The organism is Marinobacter sp. EhC06, from assembly GCF_001650915.1.
Taxonomy (GTDB): domain Bacteria; phylum Pseudomonadota; class Gammaproteobacteria; order Pseudomonadales; family Oleiphilaceae; genus Marinobacter.
Genome location: NZ_LXYO01000034.1, coordinates 44338 through 66453, shown reverse-complemented (window position 1 = coordinate 66453; position 22116 = coordinate 44338). Strand labels below are relative to the sequence as shown.

Here is a 22116-nt window from a genome sequence, read left to right as displayed (position 1 = left end):
TGATCAGAACCTGTAGGATAGTTCTCCGACCAGACGGCGGCCCGGCATCGGAAAGTCGTTTGGTATGGAAGCACTGGGCTGGGTAAAGGGGCTTGGGTCTCTCACATCGTCATTGAAGATGTTCTTCAAAGACACCGAAAGATCCAGCCCACGCCATAAGCCCTTTGTTCGAAGCGTCATGTCCACAGTCGTTGAATCCGGCACAGGTTCTCTCTGATCCGCCGCAGTCCTTTTCTGCTCGCCTACCCAATTGACCTGAGAGCTCAGGAACCAACTAGACCACAAAGACCAATCGGCGCGGGCATAAACCTGGTGGTTGGGCGCATCGCCCACAGACTCGCTGGTCAGTTCATCCTTGGCGGTCTGGTACGCATAATTTGCCGTCACCGAAAGTTCATCTGAGGCCTGGTAGGTGAGCTCAAACTCACCCCCGTGTCCGGTTCGCTGACCTACGTTCTGATATTGATTAGCGATAAGGCCTGCAACCGGCTCAGCAGTTATGAGATCGTCAATCTCGTAATAGAACAGGTTTAAGGAGTATAGAATGCGGGCGGTTGCCTGATGGGATACACCAATTTCATAGGTGTCTATAGTCTCGGCATCAAGTTCTTCGTTACCGATAACCACCGGATTATTGGATGCATGCAGTTCATTCAAGGACGGAGCGCGAAAGGCTCGTCCGTAGAGCAATTTCGTCGTAACACTGTCTGTTGTCGCCCATATCAAGGCGGCCCGAGGATTGACCGTATTCCCGAAATCGGAGGACTCATCAAAACGAATGCCGCTAACCAGCTGCCAGTTCTGAGCAAACTTCCACTCATCCTGAACGAACAGGTAATAGTTGGTACGGTCCTCCTCAGGCATCCAGACTTCATTCGGATCGTCAGACACGTCGACCACGCCACCCTTGGGACTGAAGTCGGGATTGAAATTCTTACTTTCTGTAACTTCATACAGATCGGCCCAGAACGCACCGCCACCCAGATGGATCCGATGGTCCTTGAAACCACGGTAAACCGCACTTAAATCGAGGCGAACCTGATTTTCCTTGTAGCCCGGGCTACCAATCAAACCATCGCGAAAATCACCATCAAAAGCACCTGGTGGATAAAGAAGAATGTCGTTCTCCGGTTCTTGGGTAATATTGAAATAGAACACCCGAGCCTCAACATCCAGGCCAGGAGCGAGGTGTGACCAACGATAACTGTAATCCAGGTTTGCCCGGCGAGACGAATATTGTCCCTTCGCATCCAGCGCCTGAGCCAGGCCAGGGCCGGTACCGAGATTGCTGCGATCCTGAAGCCCTGCGCGCAGGGTCCACCGGTCGTCACCCATTTCAAAGCGGGCATCCAACTGGTCCGCCCCCGTATTGACCGGACCTGGGGCAAGAGACGCTGAAGTCCCGAACAGCTCATCGAAGCTCGTCTGTGCGTCCTGATCAATAACGTCGTCCCAGCCTTCTGTCGTCTGGTATTCCAGAACAAGGCTCATCGCCAGTCCACCACCAATATGGTGCACTGACTCCAGCCAACCACCCTGAGTATCAAAGCTGCCGAGGCGCCCACCGACAGTCTGACCTTCAATCGAGTCCGGGCCCTTTGTAATAATGTTGATAACGCCAGAGTAGGCGTCTGCACCGTACAGTGCAGATCCAGGCCCCCTAATTACTTCGATCCGTTCGATTCCCTTTACCGGCATCCCTCCCCAGGCATTCCCGCGGTTGCCGTAAACCATTGTGGTGGCTGGAATTCCATTAATAAGAACGAGTGCCTGAGCGTTATTACTCGACGTTATGCCTCGGAAGACATATTTGGGAGAAAATCCCTGATCGGAATGATTCACGTGAAGGCCGGGCACAGTCTCAAGCACTTCGTCGAGGTCCGTCGCACCTATGGCCGCAATGTCATCAGCATTAATAACTGAGGTAACAGCAGCCGCCTTATCCAGAGGGGTCTCAGTGCCAGATGCAATCGATACGACGCGGATCCGCCCAAGCTCTTCCAGGGGGATGTCCCAGAGGGATTGATCAGCAGCAGCAACACCATTGGATATCGCAAGACAAACCACACTCACTCGCAGCGGAGTGGGAAGAAGTAGAAGTGCAGTGCGGCCCAGGGCCAATAAGGATTGCTGCATAAAAAATCTCAGCACTTTGACCTTGTTAATGGATGAAACGATTCAATCAAGGGCTGCATTCCTGGATGTGCTTCAGCCTTAACTGGTCCTGTAGGCATGCCGACGCTATACGGCTAACCCATTAATCGGTGGTAAAAAAGCAAGCCGAATAGGAGTTTAGCTTCATTGGCTGTATAAGCAAGTCTTTATCGGGGTATGGTACAGGGTTTGTTAAGGGCGGGACTTGGCTTGCGCGAAGGGTAATCGATGTGGATACGGTGCATCGGATGCAGCTTCACGCCCATGCTTTAACTTATGCGCAGTGTTGTTGTTCATCGAACTAGCCAGCCTCAATAACTCTTTCTGAAACAATGGCCTTATTGGCCAGCGGCTTGGCCTGGTTCACCAGATACTTCATACAGCATGAAAATCGTGCTTCTCATGAACCTCCTCGGCCAGAGGAGCTTTGGTTGCTGCTAAACAAAAGCGAACGTTCGCGCACCTCGGTTCGATAAATCTGCCTATCTTTTCGTAGTGTCCGCAGTGACGGGGTAGAGCCTCAAGAGGTCGATTGGTTCAGAAGCTAATCCCTTTGGCTTTTTGTTCCAATGTCTCCCTCATGTAGAGATGCAATGAGCGGGCACGCGATGCTGTCCGGCCGTGCGTGGCATTGACTGACCATGTCGCTCAGAGCCTTCTCAATTTTGACCAGCCTTTCGATCTTTTCACGCACATCCTTCAGCTTGTGCTCGGCGAGCGCACTGGCTTCCTGACAGTGAGTGCCATCTTCCAACCTTAAAAGGTCGCCGACCTCGTCGAGACTGAAACCCAGCTGCTGCGCCGTTTTAACAAATGTCAGCCGATCAATATCGGCGGAACCGTAGCGTCGAATACCACCTAGAGGTCGTTTGGGTTCCGACAACAGACCTCGCCGCTGGTAATAGCGGATCGTCTCGACATTTACATTGGCCGCCTTGGCCAAGCCGCCAATAGTCAGTGAACTGGCTTTAACCGACATACTGCTTGACTCCGTACTTGACTACGGAAGTAACCTTATCGCATCGAGTCCATGGGCAACAGGTGTCAGCGTCATGTCGAAATTCAAATCTAAATCCGGAGGTGCTTCTCTCGCTGTCGGGGGCATGGCTGGACTTCTCGCCTCGGCGTGCTGTCTCGGGCCATTGGTACTTATCACTCTGGGCGTTTCCGGTGCCTGGATCGGCAACCTGACAGCTTTGGAGCCCTATCGACCGCTGTTCATTGGCGCGGCCACCGTCGCCATGTTCTTTGCCTGGCGACGAATCTATCGCCCTGTAGAGCAATGCTCACCCGGTGAAACGTGTGCGATCCCTCAAGTCCGAAAGACCTATAAGGTGATCTTTTGGGTAGTTACGGCTCTGGTACTGGTCGCATTAGTGTTCCCTTACATTTTGCCTCTATTCTACTAAACGGAGATTTTTCTCATGCGTAAACAGTTTGTACTTGCCATGTTCCTCACTTTGCTCAGCATGTCCTCCTGGGCTGCGTCTCAAACAGTAACTCTCTCGGTGCCTGACATGACCTGTGCCGCGTGTCCGATCACCGTCAAGTTGGCCTTAAGTAAGGTGGAAGGGGTGTCGCAAGTTTCCGTGAGCTACCCTGATCGAGAAGCCGTCGTCACCTTTAACGATGCGCTCACTTCCATAGAGGCGCTCACCGAGGCCACGAGCGACGCTGGTTACCCCTCCACTCCCACGGCCTCAGAGGCGACTCCGGAGGGGCAATAAAGAATCCGAAGAACCTGCTCAGGGTCGGCATAGTAGGGACTATTCTGGTTGCACTATGCTGCTTCACACCGATTCTGGTCATTTTGATGGCCACCGTGGGACTGGCCGCCCTGACGGGCTATCTCGACTATGTGCTTCTTCCGGCACTGGCGGTATTCATCGGCCTGACGGTTTATGCGTTCTGGCGGAAAAAGCACTATGACGCCAGCTACGAGAGCAACTTCAAAGCTCCAAGGAGTTTCCCGAGTGAAAAATGACAACAAACTGCATATTGCTGTAATCGGCAGTGGTGGTGCCGCCATGGCGGCTGCCCTGAAGGCAACAGAGCGCGGTGCCCGCGTCACCCTGATTGAACGTGGGACTGTCGGCGGCACCTGCGTAAATGTTGGCTGCGTGCCCTCGAAGATTATGATTCGTGCAGCACATATCGCGCACCTGCGAAAAGAAAGCCCGTTTGACGCGGGCATCAGTGCTGAGGCTCCTCAGGTAGACCGAGCAAAACTGCTTCAGCAACAGCAGGCACGAGTGGAGGAGCTGCGTGACACCAAGTACGAAAAGATACTTCGAGAACACAAGGACATCACAGTCCTGAACGGTGAGGCCCGGTTTGTCGATACCAATAGCCTGGTAGTCACGCTGGCTGAGGGTGGTGAAAAACCGGTTCATTTTGATCGCGCCTTTATTGGAACCGGAGCCAGACCGGCAGAGCCGCCAATAACGGGGCTGGCAGACACTCCTTACCTGACATCAACCAGTGCCTTGGCGCTGGATACCGTTCCCAAACGGCTGATCGTGATTGGTGCCGGTTTCGTTTCCTTGGAATTGGCTCAGGCATTCGACAGACTCGGCAGCAAGGTTACCGTTTTAGCCCGGAGCCGTGTGTTGTCCAGCGAAGATCCTACGATCGGAGAGGCCATAGAGGCGGCTTTTAAACGGGAAGGGATTGAGGTGCTTCGCCAGACCACGCCCAGCAACGTGGACTATAGCGACAACGAGTTTATCGTCGAGACGCCTGCCGGCACCTTGCGAGCCGACCAACTACTGGTGGCGACCGGTCGAACGCCCAATACCGAGGCCCTGAACCTGGCGAGCATTGGCGTGGAAACTTCACGCGGCGCAATTCAGGTGGATGAGCATCTGCAAACCACGGTCACCGGAATATACGCTGCTGGTGACTGCACCAATCAACCGCAGTTTGTCTATGTCGCAGCTGCCGCAGGCAGCCGAGCCGCCGTCAACATGACGGGAGGCGAGGCCAAACTCGACCTCAGTGCCATGCCCGGGGTCATGTTCACCGATCCTCAAGTCGCCACCGTTGGCCTCACTGAAGCCGAAGCAGTTGCTCGGGGTTATAGCGTGGACACCAGGCTGCTCGACTTGGAAAACGTGCCGCGTGCGCTAGTAAACTTTGACACCCATGGATTTATTAAAATGGTAGCAGAGCGCAGCACAGGCCGTTTGCTCGGGGTGCAGGTTGTCGCAGCGGAAGGCGGTGAAATTATCCAAACGGCAGTGATGGCGTTACGAGCAGGTTTGACCGTTCAGGAAATCGGCGATGACTTGTTCCCTTATCTGACCATGGTTGAAGGACTCAAACTCTGTGCGCAAACGTTCACCAAGGATGTAAAGCAGTTGTCCTGCTGTGCCGGTTAATCGCTCCGGCTCTGGTCAACGCGAGCACTGTCCAAAATTTGAACGTTCGCTTTGCGACCATACCGTGTACCAAAAGCTTGTTCCTTGAGGGCACAAAACATGTTGTGCCGCTGCCCTGGGTTTGGGATCGCGGAGCCAGAGAATGGCTTGGCCAGAAGCGCCGGTCCATCGCCAATGATCCGGTTAATCTTTTGCCGGTCAAGGCGAGCCTGAGCAAGGGAGCCGAAGGCCCCGACGAATGGCTGCCCCCATTGGGCGAGTGCGGCTATGTAGCTCGCTTCGTTCGGGTGGTAAAGTCATACTATCTGTAGCCCACTGCCCCGGAGTTGGCCTGCTTGTGATTGCGGAGAGTGTGCCATGAAAACCAAACGCCCAACCGAAAAAGAACTCCTGGACGGCCTCGACGCCTACACGGCCCATGCGGATGAACTGGCTGACCCGTTGCCTCAGGAACTCACTCCACTGGAACGCCTCAGGGATTCCGTCAAACGCTATGACCGGCCAACCGATCCGGTTTGGGACGAGTATTTCGATTCTGAAGGCGTCAGTGACGATTTTATGGAGGATCGAGAGCAGCCCAAGGATGGGCGAACATAATGACCGTCGATGATGAAAAAGCCAAAGGGCATGTGGCTCTCAAAGGCTTCGTTGGTATCTGTCGCGAATGGGACTGCACCGAGGAAGAGATGATGCAGTTGCTCGGCGGTGTGTCCCGGAGCACGCTGGCCAAGTATGAGACGTTGCCACACGTAACGCTCTCGCAGGATACCCTGGAGCGCATCAGCTACATCCTGGGCATCTACGAATCCCTGAGGATCATGTATCCAACGGCCGAACGCGCCAATCGTCGGGTTCGACTGGAAACCAGTGAGCCTCCCTTCTTTGGAACGTCAGCCCTAGACTTTATGGCGCAAGGCTCCATGAAGCACCTCATGGAAACTCGACGCTACTTTGATGCAAAGCGGGCGGGGTAACCAGCCCCCGTCGACCGAGAGGATTCGAACCTCTGACCTCTGCCTCCGGAGTGCACCGATTGGGATCGGTTTGGAGTGAGGGCAGTGGGTCTAAATCGTTGTTCGTCAGTAACTTGCTGATCGGGCGAAAGCTCAAGAGAAGTTCTTTCAAAACAGCTAGTTACACAATTTGCCCCGGCTTTTGGCACACACTTGTCTGGCTAGATGTGGCTCTTCTCGGACAGCCTGATCTCTGCCCTCAAGTACTCGATTCAATGGTTTCGCTCTGCTTAGTTAACTTCAATCGAAAGAAAAATGTCTGGATCTGACTGTCCGAAATTGGACACTTCTCGAGTGGGTTAGACCACGCATACTTTTATATTGCGCTTTACCTCGCAATGAGTATCACTCACTGGATCAGGGTCACACTCACCATTTTGGCACGTAGATACCGGTGAGGATGAGTTCATCCCATTACTTACTTTTGCCTTGACCTAATGTGTAGTAATGCGAAGGAATTCAGCGACTGGGTGCGCTGAACTCTTCACAGTGTTCGTCCATCGAAAGCGCTAGGACAAAATGGACAGTCTGGAGTCAACCCCGGCAGATGTTGGCTCTGCAGATCCGTTGCTGTCTTCTGCTTCACCAGATTCCTCGCGGGAAGCAGGGCGTTTATTCAGCAAGGTTGCCAGGGCCGGGAGTAATACCAGGGCGCCAATCATGTTCCACACAAACATGAATGTCAGAAGTAACCCCATATCGGCTTGGAATTTAATGGGAGACATCACCCAGGTTCCTACCCCGATACCCAGCGTGAGCCCGGTGAAAGCAACAGCTTTGCCGGTGGTTCTTAAGGTATTGAAGTACGCATCATGGAATGACTGGCCTTGCTTGAGAAAATATTCCAGCTTGCTATAAATGTAGATGCCGTAGTCCACACCGATTCCCACACCCAATGCAATGACCGGCAACGTGGCGACTTTCACCCCAATACCGAGTTGCGCCATTAGGGCCTGGCACAAAAGTGAGGTCAAGGCCAAAGGGAGAAGGATACAAAGTACCGTGCGCAATGACCGGAAAGTTAGTAGACACAGAATACCGACGACACCGTAAACCCACGCGAGCATCCAGTATTGGGCTTTCGCGATAACAATATTGGTTGCCGCCTCAATGCCTGCATTCCCGGCCGCCAGTTCGATTTCAATACCATAGATCTCCGAGAACTCCGATTTGAACGCTTCTGCCTCAGCGACCACCGACTCAAGGGTTTTCGCCTTGTGGTCGTCTAGGTAGACGAATACTGGCGTCAGGCTGCAGTCAGCGTTAATCGTACCCGGAGCCGCCTTGATCGAAGCTTGATCGAGCAGTTGTTGGTTGCGGTTGAGGGCGAGCCACTTGATATAGCCCTCATTATAGCCTGCCATCATTTGTTTGGTATGATTAACTAATGACTGAGACGATTGAACGCCCGGGAGCTGTTCTAGTCGCCACTGTAATTGATCAATCACGTCCAGTGCCTGGTAATCAGAGCATTGATCCTTCGCGGTTTGAACCATAACTACAAAGATATCTGTACTGGTGCTGTAGTTCTCCGTAAGGAATGCGTTGTCACGATTATAGCGGGAGTCCGGGCGTAGTTCCGGTGCTCCGGCATCCAGATCGCCGATCTTCAAGTCCTGACTAAGATAAACGCCTCCGGCTGCGAGGATGACTGCAGCTGTAAGGGCTACTTTGGCTCTGGACGGCCTAGTGAGCGAGGCAAGAAAGTGCCAAACAGGATGGTGGTCCTTACGCTCATTGGACTGCTGACGTTTTATTGCAGCCTGGCCGATTCCGATATAGGACATCATGACCGGCAAGAGGATCAGATTGGTAAGAATCAGCACAGCAACCCCGATACTAGCGGCGATAGCCAGATCCTGAATCACAGCAATATCAATAACCATGAGGGTGGCAAAGCCCACTCCGTCGCTGACTAGAGCAATAATGCCTGCGATATAGAGGTTGCGGAAAGCCAACCGTGCTGAACGTTCTTTGCCGGCGCCGAAAAACATCTCATGGGCAATGGCGTTCACAATTTGTACGCCATGACTGACCCCAATGGCAAATACAAGAAATGGAATGAGGATTGAATAGGGGTCCAGTCCGTACCCGAGAGTTTTTAGCAGCCCTAGTTGCCATACAACCGCCACAACCGAGCACAAAAGGATGGACAACGAGCTCCGGAGGCAACGGGAATAAGCGTAGAGCAGCACGAGGGTGATGAGCAGTGCAAGGCCGAAGAACATCGCTACCAGATAAATGCCATCAATTAAGTCACCGACGACTTTGGCAAAACCGGTAATATGGATGCCTATATTCTCGCTCTGGAACTTATCACGTATTCGCTCTTCAAGTTGATTGGACAGTTCCTGGTAATCGATGGCGTCGCCGGTCTCCGGGTTGAGCTCCATGAGAGGGGCATAAATCATTGCGGAACGAAAATCGTTGGCCACCAATGCGCCAACCTGACCCGATTTGAGTATATTAGATCTCAGGTTTTCCAGTTCCTCCTTTGAGCCATCGTAACTTGGACCCACAACGGGACCACCGGTGAAGCCCTGTTCAGTCACCTCGTTCCAACGTATGGCCGGTGACCAGATCGACCGCAGTGCCGATCTTTCTACACCCGGGATGTAAAAAACTTCCTCGTGGACCTGTCTCAGCGTTTCCTGAAAATCCGGGGAGAAGATATCGCCTTGTTTTGCTGAAACCACCACCCGAAGGGCCTGGCCCAGGCCCTGCAGGTCCTGCTTGTGTTCCAGATAACTCTCCACATAGGGATGGCTGGTTGGAATCATCTTTTCAAAACTGGCATCCGGCTCAATCCGGCTAGCCTGAACAGCAAGGTATATAGTCAGTAAGAGGAAGGTGAGGATGAGAATTGCTCGGTGACGGAACACGAATCGCTCGACTCCGGCTTCCGAGTCGGCGACCGGATGTCGCAGATGATGTTCTAAATTGGAGTTCATGACTGTAGCTCCCTTATTGATCGTGGGTCAGGGGTTGAGCCTGAATGCCACCCAATCCGACGGTTAGAAGTTCCGTCTCCAAGGAAATAACTTGGCTTAAGGGAAGGCGATTGTCGGCTTGCCGGATTTCACCAACGTGACCGTTCCGGTCAATGAATACAGTTACCCCCTGTGTACCTACCAGGACGGCCGTACCATCCGGCAGTAGGGTGCCGCCAAACAACGAGGAACTGGTGCCGGTCTCAATCTCGGTCCAACTGTCTCCGTTATCTAGAGACTGGAAAGCGTGGCCGCGCAAACCAAAGGTGATAAGACGACCGCCTCCGCTGCCCAGAATCCCAAAAAGTGAACCATCATATGGGCTATCGAGCCGCTGCCAGGTTTGACCATTGTCGGCGGAGCGGAACAGGGCGCCGGCTTCGGCTGTGATGTACAAAGCCTGGCCAACTTTGCGAATGCTATTGAGGTGCAAAGAGTAGGGGTTTTCCAGCCGGTCGAGCCAAGAGATCCAACTTTCGCCGCCATCAATTGTCCTGAGAATCAGACCAAAGGCACCGATTACAAAGCCCTCTTGCTCATTCTGGAACCAGACATCCAGAAACGGGCGGCTGGCGCCTTCTTCGAGAAAACTGCTCGCATCCTGTGCGGCATACTCCATGGCCTCAAGGGTCTCCTGGAGGGCGGACTCTTCTTCTGGCGCAGCATCGCTCAGGGCTTGTTCGGCCTGCTCCTGCAGGTCTGTAGCATGTTGCTCTATCAGCCTATTGGCTTCGAAACCGTTTAGCCGAGTGCGCCAAGTGAGCCCGCCGTCTTCCGTTTTAAGCACAACGCCGTCGTGTCCAACCGCCCAGCCAATGTTGGAATCTGCGAAGAAGCAACTGGTGAGGGTGGTACGGACCGGAACTGCGCTTTGTTCCCAGCTCAGGCTGTTAAGGTTGTCCGTCCAGATGATGTGCCCCCGTTCGCCTACTGCAAACAGCCGGTCTCCCGTCCGTGTTATATCGAGAACCAGAGAGTGTTCGGCCAGTTCGGTGGGCCGGGCGGGGGTTTCAAGCGCGTCCCCTTGTGTGAAGGCGGGAGTAGAATAGCCACATGCGAAACACAGCGTGGAGATCCATACCGCCGTCAACAACCGGGTACCGTGGCGCCGAAAAGTTTGATCAGTCATAACCATCGCTCATTCTTGTTGTGGAAACCGGGCCGCAGATCGGCCCGGAGCGATCATCAGAATTTGTTTTATCGGCGGCTCATTTTTCGAACCTGTGCGGGTGTATAGAAGTTGTCGTCTTCCCCTTCGTAGTACCGTACTGGCTCCAGATCAACTTCGTTGAATGCGTATGCTCCGTTTTGCAGGTCTGTATGCCAATAAGAACGAATAGCAGTGACCGGCACGTCATACGCATTAAGGAAATTGGAGAAACCTATACGCCATAGGTTGTCACGACCGTCATAGATATCAGTTGCTGCTATTGCCCAGCTGTCCTCATCCACATAAAACGTGCGTTTATGGTACACATGTCGGGCTCCCTCTTTGAGTTGGGCTTCGATAACCCAAACTCTGTGGAGTTCCCAACGAGCTAAGTCAGGATCAGGAAAATGCGGAGTGGCTATTTCCATAATTGAGTCTAGGCCTTTTTGAGCTTCAAGCAGCATTCCATTATTATTGTAGGGAATGTAAATCTCTTTTTTGCCAATTAGTTTGATGTTGTAACGATCTGGTGTTCCGTTGAACATAAAGGCATCGTCATAGGTAGCCTGGCCGGCAAATTGTGCATTTGGAGTATCATGGCTAATGGTAGGGGCGCGACGAACACGACGCTGACCAGGAATATACTGCCAAGCCTGTCGGGGAGAGATTGCAGAATTGAGTGGGTCACGTAACAGAATTACTTCACCTTTGCGCCGCACAGGAAGGGAATATTGGAGCATTAGGTGCCAGATATCGCCTTCGAAGCTTTCGAGGGTTCCTGCGGGGTTATGGTAGGGATACGATTCCCACATTTCGCCCTGACCAACGGTCGTTTGGCCATTCGGATAAACAGTGAGATTGATGTAGTTTTTTTGAGAGCCGCGACCAAACCAGCGGAGGTTATGATTCCAGAGGACTTCAAAGCCATTTTGAGGAATTGGAAACGGGTATCCACCATAGGCTTTAGTGACACCACTACCGTTCTCTATAAGGAGAGTCCGAGTAGCGTTTTCTTTGGTGAAATCATAGATAAACTGCGGTGCGGCTGCAGTACGGTGGGTGGGATAGATAGGCATCCTGAAATCAGGATAACGCTCGAACAAGGCGATCTGTCCTGTAGTCAGGCGCTCAGCATACTGTTGATAGTTTTCGGCTGTGATGGTGAAAAGAGGAGACTCGTCGGCAAACGGATCAATGCGCGGACCGCCTGACACGTAGCCCGGAGGCGGCGTGGTCATTCCACCACTCCATGCCGGAATCGTTCCATCGGAGTTGCCGGCCCGTTCCGCGCCTACGGGCGTCAATTCATTACCGAGTCGTGCAGCCTCATCTGGAGACACGGCAGCGATGGTTTGGCCAGCACCAATGACCAGAGCGAGCAGCGGTATAGTAATTTTCAGCTTGTGAATACTCATTTGAGAACTCCTTTCCGGATCTTTTCCGGATCGTTATTGTTGGTTGGGAAAGTTAAAAGCGATATTTGTAATACAGAGACGCGTAATCACGGTCCGCATTCAGGTGTTCCAATTCGAGACGGCCTTTATCTTCGAGAATGTCAGTGGGGCTGGTCAGGAACCAGGTGTAGCCTGCGCCAAAGCTGTGTCCCCCAGTGTAAATAAAGTCCGCTGTCAAGCCTGCTACCCGGGTTCCCTCCACGAACGTAAACGGCACTGCAGAGACCCCGTTGAAGTCATCCCGATAGGTAAGACTGACGTTCAGGTCCAGTCCGCTGGCAACGGTGAAGTAGTCTGCCGATAGCCGGGCGATGGCGCTTGAAGCACTGCGATCACCGTGCAGGGACGAGGAAATGTCGGAAAGGTCCAGGTCAAGGTTGTTCTGGGCGAATCCGTCTTTATCCAGATCGAGAACGCGGTTGTGGGCTACTTCAGCTAACAGGACGAGATTGTCCCAGAATGCGGAGCTGCCAAAGATATGTACGGCAGACACCTGGGCTTGGAGTGTATCGGCTTCGCTATAGTAAAACGCCTGGCCATCGGGGTGGAAACCGTTCAAGCGAACAGGCTGCCCATTACGAAAATTAACCTCGCCACTAACGTTAGTATCACCGAAGACCGTTCCGAAACTTGCGCCAATCAACTTGACATCTTCGAAATGCTCAAGCGTGGCATACGAGCCAAGACCCTGAGATGGGGCAAATTGGATGGAAGGCATAAAGTCATTAAAGTTCAGGTAATAGAGACCAAACTCCGTATGGTTAAGTGATTCCGCTAGGTAACGCATGGCTACCCCATATTGACCTTCATCAGGCTTGTCGCGCCTCACCTCGAACGGGAAGGCTCCACTGACCGGCAGATCGACGATATCTCCCGCCGCTTTCGGGCCAAACGCCTCTAGCAAGTTGAAATAAGTACCTGGTGAATCAATACGCGTTTCTTCCCATTCATACTGGTAGTAGGCACTCACTGAGAGACTGTTATTTAGGTCGAGCGAAGCATAAACTTGACCGACGGGAAGGAATATGTCCTTAAGTTCAAGGCTGGGGGTGTTTGCTTTGGTGGCATCTACAGGGCCCTGAGCAGACGAGATTCCGCCACCGAGAAAAACGCTCTCACCCCAGCTGACGACTTGGCGACCGAGCCTGACATCAAGCATGCTTTCTCCCAGACCAATAGACTGATAGAGAAACGCATCCAACAATTCGATTTCCGAGCGGTGGAGTTCAATGCCATCCTTCTGAAATGGCTTGGAGGTCCCTACTCCAAGTATTGGGTTACTCTGCTCTGCCAAGGCTCTGTCATCATAGACCTCGTCATACCAACCACGTGCTCGCAGAAAAACACCTCCTGAACCGTAATTTATGTCCAGATCCGACCCAAAGCTGACTCGATTCTGGATCATGTCACCCTTATCAAAGTTACGATTGCCGTCGTCAGTGACTAAAGCGACGATTTGATTTCCGCCGGCCGAAAGTACTTTGGAGTCCTGATGCTCCATCCGCCACTGGGCGTCGTAACCCAGGGTGGTATCCAGATCTACGGAAACGCCACCACCTGGATCGAACGACAGAGCATGAACTGGCAGATGCACTGCAGAGGCTATCGCAGCAACGAGAGTTACGTGAACTCGCTTCATAGGGGACCTCGTCTTTATTGTTATCGAACGGTTTCGCCAAAACGGAATGCTTTGGCTCAGTTCCAAGCTAACAAAACGAAGCCAGCGCCCAACCATCCGAAAGGATGGATATCGGATGGATATCGGATGGAGCAGGGACAGCCCCGCCCTAGTGCAGGCGCGGCTTAGGAAGAAGTGTTGATTATTGAATAAAATTGCGTCGACGAGCTTCGGCTATGGCTTCGGTCCGGGACCGCACGTCAAGTTTTTCATAAGCTCTGCGGAGATGCCATTTGACGGTGTTCACTGAAAGAAAGAGCTGTTCGGCAATCTGTTCATTTTTCAGGCCATCACCAACGAGCGTGAGCGTCTGCAACTCCCGATCTGACAGGGGCTCGGCAAGGGTGGTTTCGTCTGATGGGCCGCGTATGACTGCTTCATTGGCAGCTTCAAGTAACTGGAGACAATAGCCCCGTCGTTCCCGGAAGCAGGGGGCGGGCTTGTTGGCCCACTCCTGGTATAGCGATTTCAGCAAGTCGATGATGGTTCTGCCTGAGTCCGCGAAGGTTCTGATAAAGCCGTAGGTCAGCCCCAGGTCAATGGCTTCGGTCAACGTTTGTCGAGCCGCATCCTGGTTTTCCATTTTCGAAAGACACTCTGCTTTGAGTAGTAGTACTTGAATCTGGCGGCTGGGCCGGGCACCGGATTCTTCAATCAGCGGTGGGAGTTGTTGCCAGACTTTAGTGGTGTCGCCCTCTTGAAGGTTCTGCCGCAATGGTATTAGATCCAGTGCTACCCATTCAGTAACCGGATCCATATAAGCAATTTTGGAAGGATCGCCATTCATCGGAGTCATAGCAATATCGTTCAAATAGGCTTTGGCCACATCGTGCTTACCTTCAAGTTGTTTGAATCGGGCTCTTTGCAAGCGCATTGACTGGACAAGCCGCGGCAATGGCCGCCGAAGGCCAGCGATTTCCCCCTCGTCCACGCGGCTGTATGCAAGTGCTTTATTCCCCTTCACGAATGCAACTCTGGCAGCTGTAAGGAAGCCCAGGATGATGATGTCTGGAGAAACGTTCTCTCGGCCCAAGTGGGCGTATTCTGCTAATAAGCTTTCGGCCATCGCCAACTCGTTGAGTTCATATAGTAGGTCAACTTCAAAACCGTTGACGACGCCTTTGCCAATTTCATTGGGAGCCGCTCTTCCCATTTGATGATAGTCAGGCCCAAGGCCGACATTGCCAGAGATTTCCCTCGCCAGTTGCAGATTACCTTTTGACCTTACCCGCATCGCGGTAATCATATCGGCATAGGCCAAGCCTAGTGCACTGTCCGCTTCAAGATGCGACGCCCGTCCCTGAAGTGTATAACTTTGGCATATTTCGGAATTTCCGCGACCAAGTTCAGCGAAGGCGATGATGTTCGACAGCACGCCTTGTTCAAAATGACTTTGGTCACTCGGAATGTTTGACTGGTTATGTCTGGCCAGTTTCGCAGCACGTACCATGTCATCCTCGGCCGCTATTAAGAGGGGTTCAAGGATGGGCATTTCAGCCAACGTTTTGTTGACCTCTGATCTGGAAATCAAGGGTTCCAGCATGGACATATAGCGCTGCGCGTCCTCCAGTTCGTGCATCAACAGATGGGCCAGACAAAGTTTTGCGATCAGCTGGTAACGCCCAGCCAGAGACCTATCAGGAGCGCGCTTGGCAAGATCCGATAGGGTTCGCAGCTGTCCTTTCTCAATCAATGATTTGCTGACATCTTCAAGTATTTCTAGGGCCAGATTAGGATTGTTTGCAGTGATAGCGTAATGCACCGCCTCAATTCTCGAATGGTTGTTGGCGAACCATCGTGCGGCTGTTTCATTAAGCAGGCCATATTGTTTAGGCATTTGCTGTTTTAACCGGTTACAGAGGAACTGTCGCATAAGGCCGTGCATTCTGAACCACTTCCGCTGCGGATCAATCGCTTGGATGAAAAGCCCTCTGCGACACAGGCTCTGTATCTGGGTCTGGGCGCCGGACTCTAAGGTTAGGGCTTCACATACCCCCGCTGTCATCCGATTCAGAATCGACACCTTCATTAGGAACAACTGCTGCTCAGTTTCAAGTTGCCGGAACACCTGCTCATAAAGGAAATCTGCAATTTGCTCAATTTCGCCACTGAGTGCACTGATCCAGTCGAAGTTGTTATCCCAGTTGTCGTGGCACAACAGGGCAAGCCGAACGCCTGCCAACCAGCCCTCCGTTTTTTCGACCAGAATGTCTAATCGTTTCTGGTCAATACGGGTGGAACCGTGAAGCTCTGTCAACTTGGCCGCTTCTTCGCCACTTAATTTCAGATCTGGTTCATGGAGTTCAATCAGCTCCCCCTGCATGCTCAACTTGGAAAGATCCCATGCCGGCCTGGTTCGTGATGCGATCACGATCCGGCAACCGGACGGCAGGTAATTCAGCAGCCAGTAGATCAACTGCTGGGAATCAGGGTTGGCGAGATTCTCAAACTCGTCTATGAACAGGACCGTTGGTGCCTTGACCTCGGTCATCAAGCTTGCGAGTCTGGAGGCATGATTACGCGTTATTCGGGTTGGTTCGGGTAGTTGCGGGCTGGCCTTTTTGTCATTTTGTAGAGCGAGAAACAGGTGGGTGTACAAACGAACGGGGTCGTTGTCATCCTTGTCAAGAGTTAGCCAAGCGGTCACATGATGGTGTTGCTGAAGCACCTGATTCACTTGGGCCATCAGGGTGGACTTTCCATAGCCAGCCGCTGCACTGATCAAAATGAGCCTGATAGGCTGTTTTGTCAGAATTCGTTCCAACAGGTGAGGCCTCTCAAGCAGATCGTATCCCCAGCGAGCGGGTGGGGATAATTTGGCGGTCATACCCGGAGGTAGGTTCTGGTACTCATTGTTCATGTCTGTCCCTCGCAAGGTACTATTTTTATTATATGCGATGCGAAATCAAGCGACCTCCACGATTTCGAACATAGTTCAGCGCAGGACATTCCAATCTTCTGCCTGAATACAGGAGCAGCTTTGGCCGCTCCTGTTTGACTGCCGATCAGTAAGGAAGGTTACAATAGCCGAGTTCGTGAAAGCTCTCCAGCAACTCGCGGTGTCCAAAGGCAACGGCTGCCGACTGGAAACCGACGGCTTTGAGTTTACCTGAAAGCAGACGATCAGCTGCTTCCGCGCAGATTTCACCCGTCCAGCAATAAGGGGTGGTGAGACTGAGACAGAAAGTCCGGTTGCCTTGCTTGCCCTGACCATAGCAGACGATCATTGAACGACCAACATTAGGAGTGTCGGGTTCAGGTTCGCCCGTCGCCAAACCATCACCAATTTCGTTGGTCAATGCTTCACGCTCCTCTATCGACAAGCCCGCCGCACGGTTATTGAAATCATTAATCACTACCAAGATATCATTGACTATTTCGTCACCGAAAGCAGTGAGCACCTTACAGTTGATTACGCGGGGATCCTGCTTAAACCAGACGGGTTCACAGGCGCCTCCCCAAGGGAGGGCGCGATAGCAGTTCATGCGATGGGGGACGACGACGTCATAACCTTGGTCGTTAGGCCAAGCCACGTACTCATCCTGTTTCAGGTAGAATTGACTGTCCGCGTTACCCTGCATTCGCAGAAAGGATTTGGTCGAAGCTTCCGAGGGCAGGGCGTTATCGATTTGGTAAACTAGTTCCAAACTATCGATACCCTTTGTTTCCAACACTACCTCGGCTGCGAGCGCGCCGGCGGTCCACATGTAGGAACATGCGGGGCTCAATAAGAGATCTTTTTCGGCAAAAGCCCGGCCATATTTCTCCTGGATGCCTCTAGTCCAGTCCTGCTCGCCGGTTGTATCTATGTAATGACAGCTAGCTTTGAGAGCGCATTCCACAATTGGCCACCCGATCTGCATAAATGGACCAGAGACATTAATTACCACGTCAACTTTATCAAACAGAGGCATTAACTCGTCATGGGTGTTGCTTGCTACGGCAATTTGGGCATCAACCGGTGCTCCATGGCGATCTTCGACAACCTTTAATGCGGCTTCCAGTTTGGCCTTCGTTCGGCCCGCGAAGTAGAATGGAATGCCGCGGCGGGCTAGGCGTTCAGCAACAAGCTTGCCGGTGTAACCGCTGGCGCCATATATTAAAACCTTGGGATCATTCTTGTTCATTGTAGATCTCCTACTGTTGTTGAATTGCCATTAATGGCTTCGTGCTAGGAAAACCCGGTCGGATTCGGGATCAAACATTGCTTTCAGGAAGCGTTCCTGGGGTTTTTCCGAAGCGGTTTTGGGGATTTCATCTACAAACTGGAAATAGGTCGGTACGACATTCTTTTCCAACTCCTCTTCGCAGAGCCTTAACAGGCCTTCCGGATCTGCGGTTGCATCAGTTTCAGTGACGATGGCGGCGACAATATCCTTTTCTCCGGGGGCTCCCGATACAGCCTCGACGCCGTATACAAATACATCCGATACCCAGGGTTGTTCTGCGATGATTTTTTCGATGGACGCCGGGTTGACGAAATCACCGTTCTTGCGGATACCGCCACCATCGCGGTAGTGGAAGAACAACCAGCCGTCTTCGTCCATGTGGCCGATATCCCCCATGCGAAGCCAGCCGCCGCGGGTTTTTGCCCTGGATGCCTCGGGGTTTTTGAAATAGCTGACGTTAGGTGTAGTACCATCGGCGTTGCGGAAGCAGATCTCCCCGGGTGTACCACGTGGGCACTCACGGTCATCTGCGTCACGGATTGTGACTTCCAGCGTTGGGGGGGCTTTACCGATGCTTCCAATAGGCCCTTCGCCGGAGGGGTTGAGTGTCAGCCCGCCTTCAGCTGCGCCATAGAATTCAAAAATCTCGACGTTGAAACGGTCTTTGAAATCGGACCAGATTGCCTTGGGCATACCTGCGCTGATGACGCAGCGCACAGGGTTTTCCGCGTCATCGGGTTTCCTTGGCTCGCTGTAGATGGCATTTGTCATACCACCGAGCAGATTGAAGACGGTGCAGCCATAATGACGGGTGATGTCCCAGAGCCGACTCTTGGTGAATTTCTGGCTGATGACTGCGCGTAGCCCCATTTTCAGGGAACAGCCGAGAGTCAGGAGCTGGGCATTGGCGTGGGTAAGGGACAAACCGGTATACGGCCGGTCTGTATCTTGCAATCCAAGGAAGCCACCAAGCTGTACGATTTCTCCGAAACGGCGATGGGGCGACTGGATAGCTTTGGGATCACCCGTGGTGCCGGAGGTGTAGAGCATCTGCATCAGAGTGTCCGGGTCCGTGGTGCGAATCGAAAGCTGCGGAACATCAGACAAGAGGATGTCGTTGAGTGATTGTTCGCTGGTTGGGGCATCGCTTCTGTCCTGGGTATCCAAGAGGATGACCCATTGGAGTTCGGGGACTTCGTCGTTGATGGAATTGAGGTTTCCGAAGGCGTAGTCGGCGCAGATCGCGCCCTGGCATTCGGCAAACTCCAGCATATATTTCAGTTTGGCGCCTTGTACCCGTGGATCAATGGGGACAAAGACTGTTCCGGTGATTGAAGCTGCAATCATCGCTTCCACAAATTCCGGATGATTCTGCATAAGCAGGGCGAAGCTCTCCCCGGGCTTGAGTCCACGTGAATCCAAGGCCGCGGCAATGCGCTGGGCGTTGTTCCAAAGCTGCGCATAGGTTCGCGTTTGTTCTCGATACTGCCCATCAGCATCGATGTGGACGAAGGTCAGAACATCCAGATCGGCCTGAGTGTCCACCCGGTTGGCAATAAGATTTGCCAGAATCAGTTCGTCACGAGTGTTCATTGGGCTCCTCCTAGCGAGACAGAATGCTGATGACCAGGGCTGCGGCATCGCCATTGATGTATCCGCCGCCGTTTTCCGCGAGGCCAAACCTGGCTCCTTCCACCTGGCGATCTCCGGCTTGCCCCCTTAGCTGTTCGGTGAGCTCCACAATCTGGGCTATTCCCGTCGCGCCAATAGGGTGGCCCTTGCGCAACAGTCCGCCGGAGGTGTTAACCGGCACCTTGCCGCCCAGGCGGCTGTGGCCCTCTTCCACAAAACGGCCGCCTTCACCTTTACCGCACAGGCCCAACTGTTCGTAGTAAATCAGTTCGGACGGAGCGGAAGCGTCGTGAAGTTCCACGCAGTTGAGATCTTCCGGTCCAATCCCGGCGGCGTTGTACGCTTCGTTGGCGCACACTTCGGTAATACCGGGTCCGTCAACGGGATCCCACCCGCTTCTGAGCACAGAGCTGAGTACTTTCACGGGTTGAGTCAGGCCGAGCTCCCGGGCCTTGCGTTCACTGACGATAACAACCGCAGCTGCACCATCACCAATGGGTGAGCACATAGGCAGGGTGAGGGGATAGGCAATCTCACGCGCTCCGAGTACTTCCTCGACCGTCAACCTGTCGCGGAACTGAGCGCGTTCATTGAGACTTCCGTGGAAGGCGTTTTTCGCGGACACGGCCGCGAACTGGGCCTGAGTCGTGCCATACTTGCTCATGTGCTCCAATGCCATCGAGGCATAGATATCCATGAATACTGAGCGTTTAGAGCCAGCGCCTTCAAGGTCAATACTCATGCCGGCGGCCTGGGCCCGCTCTCTGATGTGTTGCAGAACGCCGTTATAATCCTCAACGTCAACGGCGCCGGTAAAAACGGAAAAACTTTTCTGTTTGTCCTCATGGAATAGCTTTTCTGAACCGGTGGCCAGGACGACATCGTAGAGCCCGCTGGTCACCATGGTGCAGGCCTGGTTGAATGCGGTAGAGGCCGAGGCACAGGCGTTCTCGATGTTGATCACGGGGATATGCCCGATTCCCATATCGCGGAGCGCAACCTGACCAGGCACGCACACTTGGCCGACGATGGTGCCGGCGGCGGCGTTACCCATATACGCAGCCTGAAGATCAGTGGGATTCAGGCCGGCATCGGCTAAGCTCAGCATTACCGCTTCCGTTGTGAGGGACTTTAACCCTCTATCCATGTGGTTACCGAAACGAGTCATCCCGACTCCGGCGATATAGGCGCTCTGTTTCATGGCATTGTTCCGTTTTTTTATCTGAATTGATGGCGCGTTAATACCGGTCGGGATCGATCAGCATTGAGCCTCCCTTGATGGCCAGAAACTCATTGCAACCGTCTGCGATCAACCCTGACCGCGCGTCCCGTAGCAGCTTTTCCATTGGGTACTCCTTGGTCATGCCATTACCTCCAAACATCTGAAGGGCGTCATTCGCGACTTCAAATGCCGTTTGGGTCGCTGTGACCTTGGCAGCTGTTGAGCCCTGGAGCGCAGGAATATCTGCGGTCGCGTTGAATTCCATCACCCGGCGGACTAAAGCCCGCGCGGCTTCGATCTTCCGAAACATATGGAACAGACGGTATCGGACGTGTTGATGCTGGATGATGGGCACACCGCCCTGCTTGCGCTCGTGTGCATATTCCAGGGCATGCTCGTAGGCAGCGCGAGCAAGACCTACAAACATCAGGCCAACGTGGGGGTTGGCTTCGCTTAACATTCTGTAGGCCAGTTCCTGATAGGTGTCGGGGCCGGCCAGCAAGTTCTCGATAGGGACTTCAACGTTATCAAAATAGAGCTCACCCTGGTTCAGGCAACGTATACCCATCTTGTCGAGCGGTTTGCCACGACTCACACCAGGTGTATCCAGGGGCACTATGACCGCCACGCCGGGTTTGGTATGCCCATCAACCTCGGCATGGCAAAATAGTGCACACACTTGTGCGGTCATGGCCCCGGACACCCAAGCTGACTTCTGACCGTTGATAACAACCTTGTCGCCTTCGATTCGGGCGACGCAGTTGGGGCGGCTATCATGGGCACCAGTGGCTCCCGCTGAACCGTTCGCATCAATCATATCGCTGCCGTGATCCGGTTCTGTTATACCCCAACATCCACGTTTACCATCGCAGAACTCGGCCATAGCCATATTTCCCGCGAGCATTGAATACATTACAGGGAAGTGATTTACCAAAATGGCACCGGCCAAACCGGCATCACCCCATGCTAATTCTTCCGATGCAAGTGCGAGAATTCGCACACGCTCAATCGGTTCTATTTCGTTCATCGCGGTTAGGCTGATGCCAAGGTCATGAGATTTCTCCAGCACATCCCACAGAATAGATCCGGGCGCTACCATTTCTTCCGGGGACAGTTTGTCGAGTCTGGCCCCTGCCGGACGCAATACATCCTTCGCAAATCTGTGCGCATTTTCTTGGACTTGGCTCTCTAGCTCAGACAAGGGTGATTCGAGTCCGGACAGTCCCAGTTGGGGCCTCAATTGAGCAGTCATATCGCAGTTCCTTGTTGTTGTT

General features: G+C 53.1%; 17 protein-coding genes. 6 read left to right on the top strand and 11 right to left on the bottom strand.

The genetic code is table 11. The features are described 5' to 3' along the window. Positions 1 to 3 precede the first annotated feature (3 nt). Both A8B84_RS17225 and merR read right to left on the bottom strand, forming a co-directional pair. On the bottom strand, positions 4 to 2136 hold the full coding sequence (locus A8B84_RS17225; protein WP_082905213.1) for a TonB-dependent receptor plug domain-containing protein: 2133 nt from the start codon (positions 2134 to 2136) through the stop codon (positions 4 to 6). Between the two features lie 562 nt (positions 2137 to 2698). Then, positions 2699 to 3133, bottom strand: a complete 435-nt coding sequence (merR, locus tag A8B84_RS17220; RefSeq protein WP_011783479.1) for an Hg(II)-responsive transcriptional regulator — start codon at positions 3131 to 3133, stop codon at positions 2699 to 2701. Positions 3134 to 3206: 73 nt separating this feature from the next. Between merR and merT the strand changes: the two genes are divergently transcribed. The 6 genes from merT (at position 3207) to A8B84_RS17185 (ending at position 6508) form a co-directional block, all read left to right on the top strand. Further along, on the top strand, positions 3207 to 3563 hold the full coding sequence (gene merT / locus A8B84_RS17215; RefSeq protein WP_011783480.1) for a mercuric ion transporter MerT: 357 nt from the start codon (positions 3207 to 3209) through the stop codon (positions 3561 to 3563). Between the two features lie 15 nt (positions 3564 to 3578). Further along, complete coding sequence (gene merP / locus A8B84_RS17210) at positions 3579 to 3881, top strand: mercury resistance system periplasmic binding protein MerP (RefSeq protein ID WP_011783481.1); 303 nt, start codon at positions 3579 to 3581, stop codon at positions 3879 to 3881. After that, positions 3878 to 4138 (top strand): mercury resistance system transport protein MerF, encoded by a 261-nt coding sequence (merF, locus tag A8B84_RS17205; RefSeq protein WP_014421551.1) that lies wholly within the window; start codon positions 3878 to 3880, stop codon positions 4136 to 4138. The genes merP and merF overlap by 4 nt, the downstream gene beginning before the upstream one ends. Continuing rightward, the gene (gene merA, locus A8B84_RS17200; protein WP_206769573.1) at positions 4080 to 5534 is read left to right on the top strand and encodes a mercury(II) reductase; all 1455 of its coding nucleotides are present in this window, start codon (positions 4080 to 4082) and stop codon (positions 5532 to 5534) included. The genes merF and merA overlap by 59 nt, the downstream gene beginning before the upstream one ends. A gap of 357 nt (positions 5535 to 5891) precedes the next feature. Next, positions 5892 to 6131: a hypothetical protein gene (locus A8B84_RS17190; RefSeq protein ID WP_064230386.1), complete on the top strand. Its 240-nt coding sequence runs from the start codon at positions 5892 to 5894 to the stop codon at positions 6129 to 6131. Next, on the top strand, positions 6131 to 6508 hold the full coding sequence (locus A8B84_RS17185) for an antitoxin Xre-like helix-turn-helix domain-containing protein (protein WP_064230385.1): 378 nt from the start codon (positions 6131 to 6133) through the stop codon (positions 6506 to 6508). The genes A8B84_RS17190 and A8B84_RS17185 overlap by 1 nt, the downstream gene beginning before the upstream one ends. A gap of 548 nt (positions 6509 to 7056) precedes the next feature. Here the strand turns inward: A8B84_RS17185 and A8B84_RS17180 are convergent. From A8B84_RS17180 to A8B84_RS17140, 9 genes are all read right to left on the bottom strand, one after another. Continuing rightward, positions 7057 to 9498, bottom strand: a complete 2442-nt coding sequence (locus tag A8B84_RS17180) for an efflux RND transporter permease subunit (protein ID WP_064230384.1) — start codon at positions 9496 to 9498, stop codon at positions 7057 to 7059. 13 nt (positions 9499 to 9511) lie between these two features. Further along, the gene (locus A8B84_RS17175; protein ID WP_082905221.1) at positions 9512 to 10666 is read right to left on the bottom strand and encodes a WD40/YVTN/BNR-like repeat-containing protein; all 1155 of its coding nucleotides are present in this window, start codon (positions 10664 to 10666) and stop codon (positions 9512 to 9514) included. Between the two features lie 68 nt (positions 10667 to 10734). Further along, positions 10735 to 12102, bottom strand: a complete 1368-nt coding sequence (locus A8B84_RS17170) for a DUF1329 domain-containing protein (protein ID WP_064230383.1) — start codon at positions 12100 to 12102, stop codon at positions 10735 to 10737. A gap of 52 nt (positions 12103 to 12154) precedes the next feature. After that, positions 12155 to 13780 (bottom strand): DUF1302 domain-containing protein, encoded by a 1626-nt coding sequence (locus A8B84_RS17165; RefSeq protein WP_064230382.1) that lies wholly within the window; start codon positions 13778 to 13780, stop codon positions 12155 to 12157. A gap of 181 nt (positions 13781 to 13961) precedes the next feature. Beyond that, entirely contained in the window at positions 13962 to 16679 is a 2718-nt protein-coding gene (locus tag A8B84_RS17160) for a LuxR C-terminal-related transcriptional regulator (protein WP_064230381.1), read from the bottom strand. A gap of 145 nt (positions 16680 to 16824) precedes the next feature. Then, positions 16825 to 17946 (bottom strand): saccharopine dehydrogenase family protein, encoded by a 1122-nt coding sequence (locus A8B84_RS17155; protein WP_064230380.1) that lies wholly within the window; start codon positions 17944 to 17946, stop codon positions 16825 to 16827. Positions 17947 to 17976: 30 nt separating this feature from the next. After that, positions 17977 to 19581: an AMP-binding protein gene (locus A8B84_RS17150; protein WP_064230379.1), complete on the bottom strand. Its 1605-nt coding sequence runs from the start codon at positions 19579 to 19581 to the stop codon at positions 17977 to 17979. Between the two features lie 10 nt (positions 19582 to 19591). After that, complete coding sequence (locus A8B84_RS17145) at positions 19592 to 20821, bottom strand: thiolase family protein (protein ID WP_064230378.1); 1230 nt, start codon at positions 20819 to 20821, stop codon at positions 19592 to 19594. 37 nt (positions 20822 to 20858) lie between these two features. Then, positions 20859 to 22094: an acyl-CoA dehydrogenase family protein gene (locus A8B84_RS17140; RefSeq protein WP_064230377.1), complete on the bottom strand. Its 1236-nt coding sequence runs from the start codon at positions 22092 to 22094 to the stop codon at positions 20859 to 20861. Positions 22095 to 22116 lie beyond the last annotated feature (22 nt).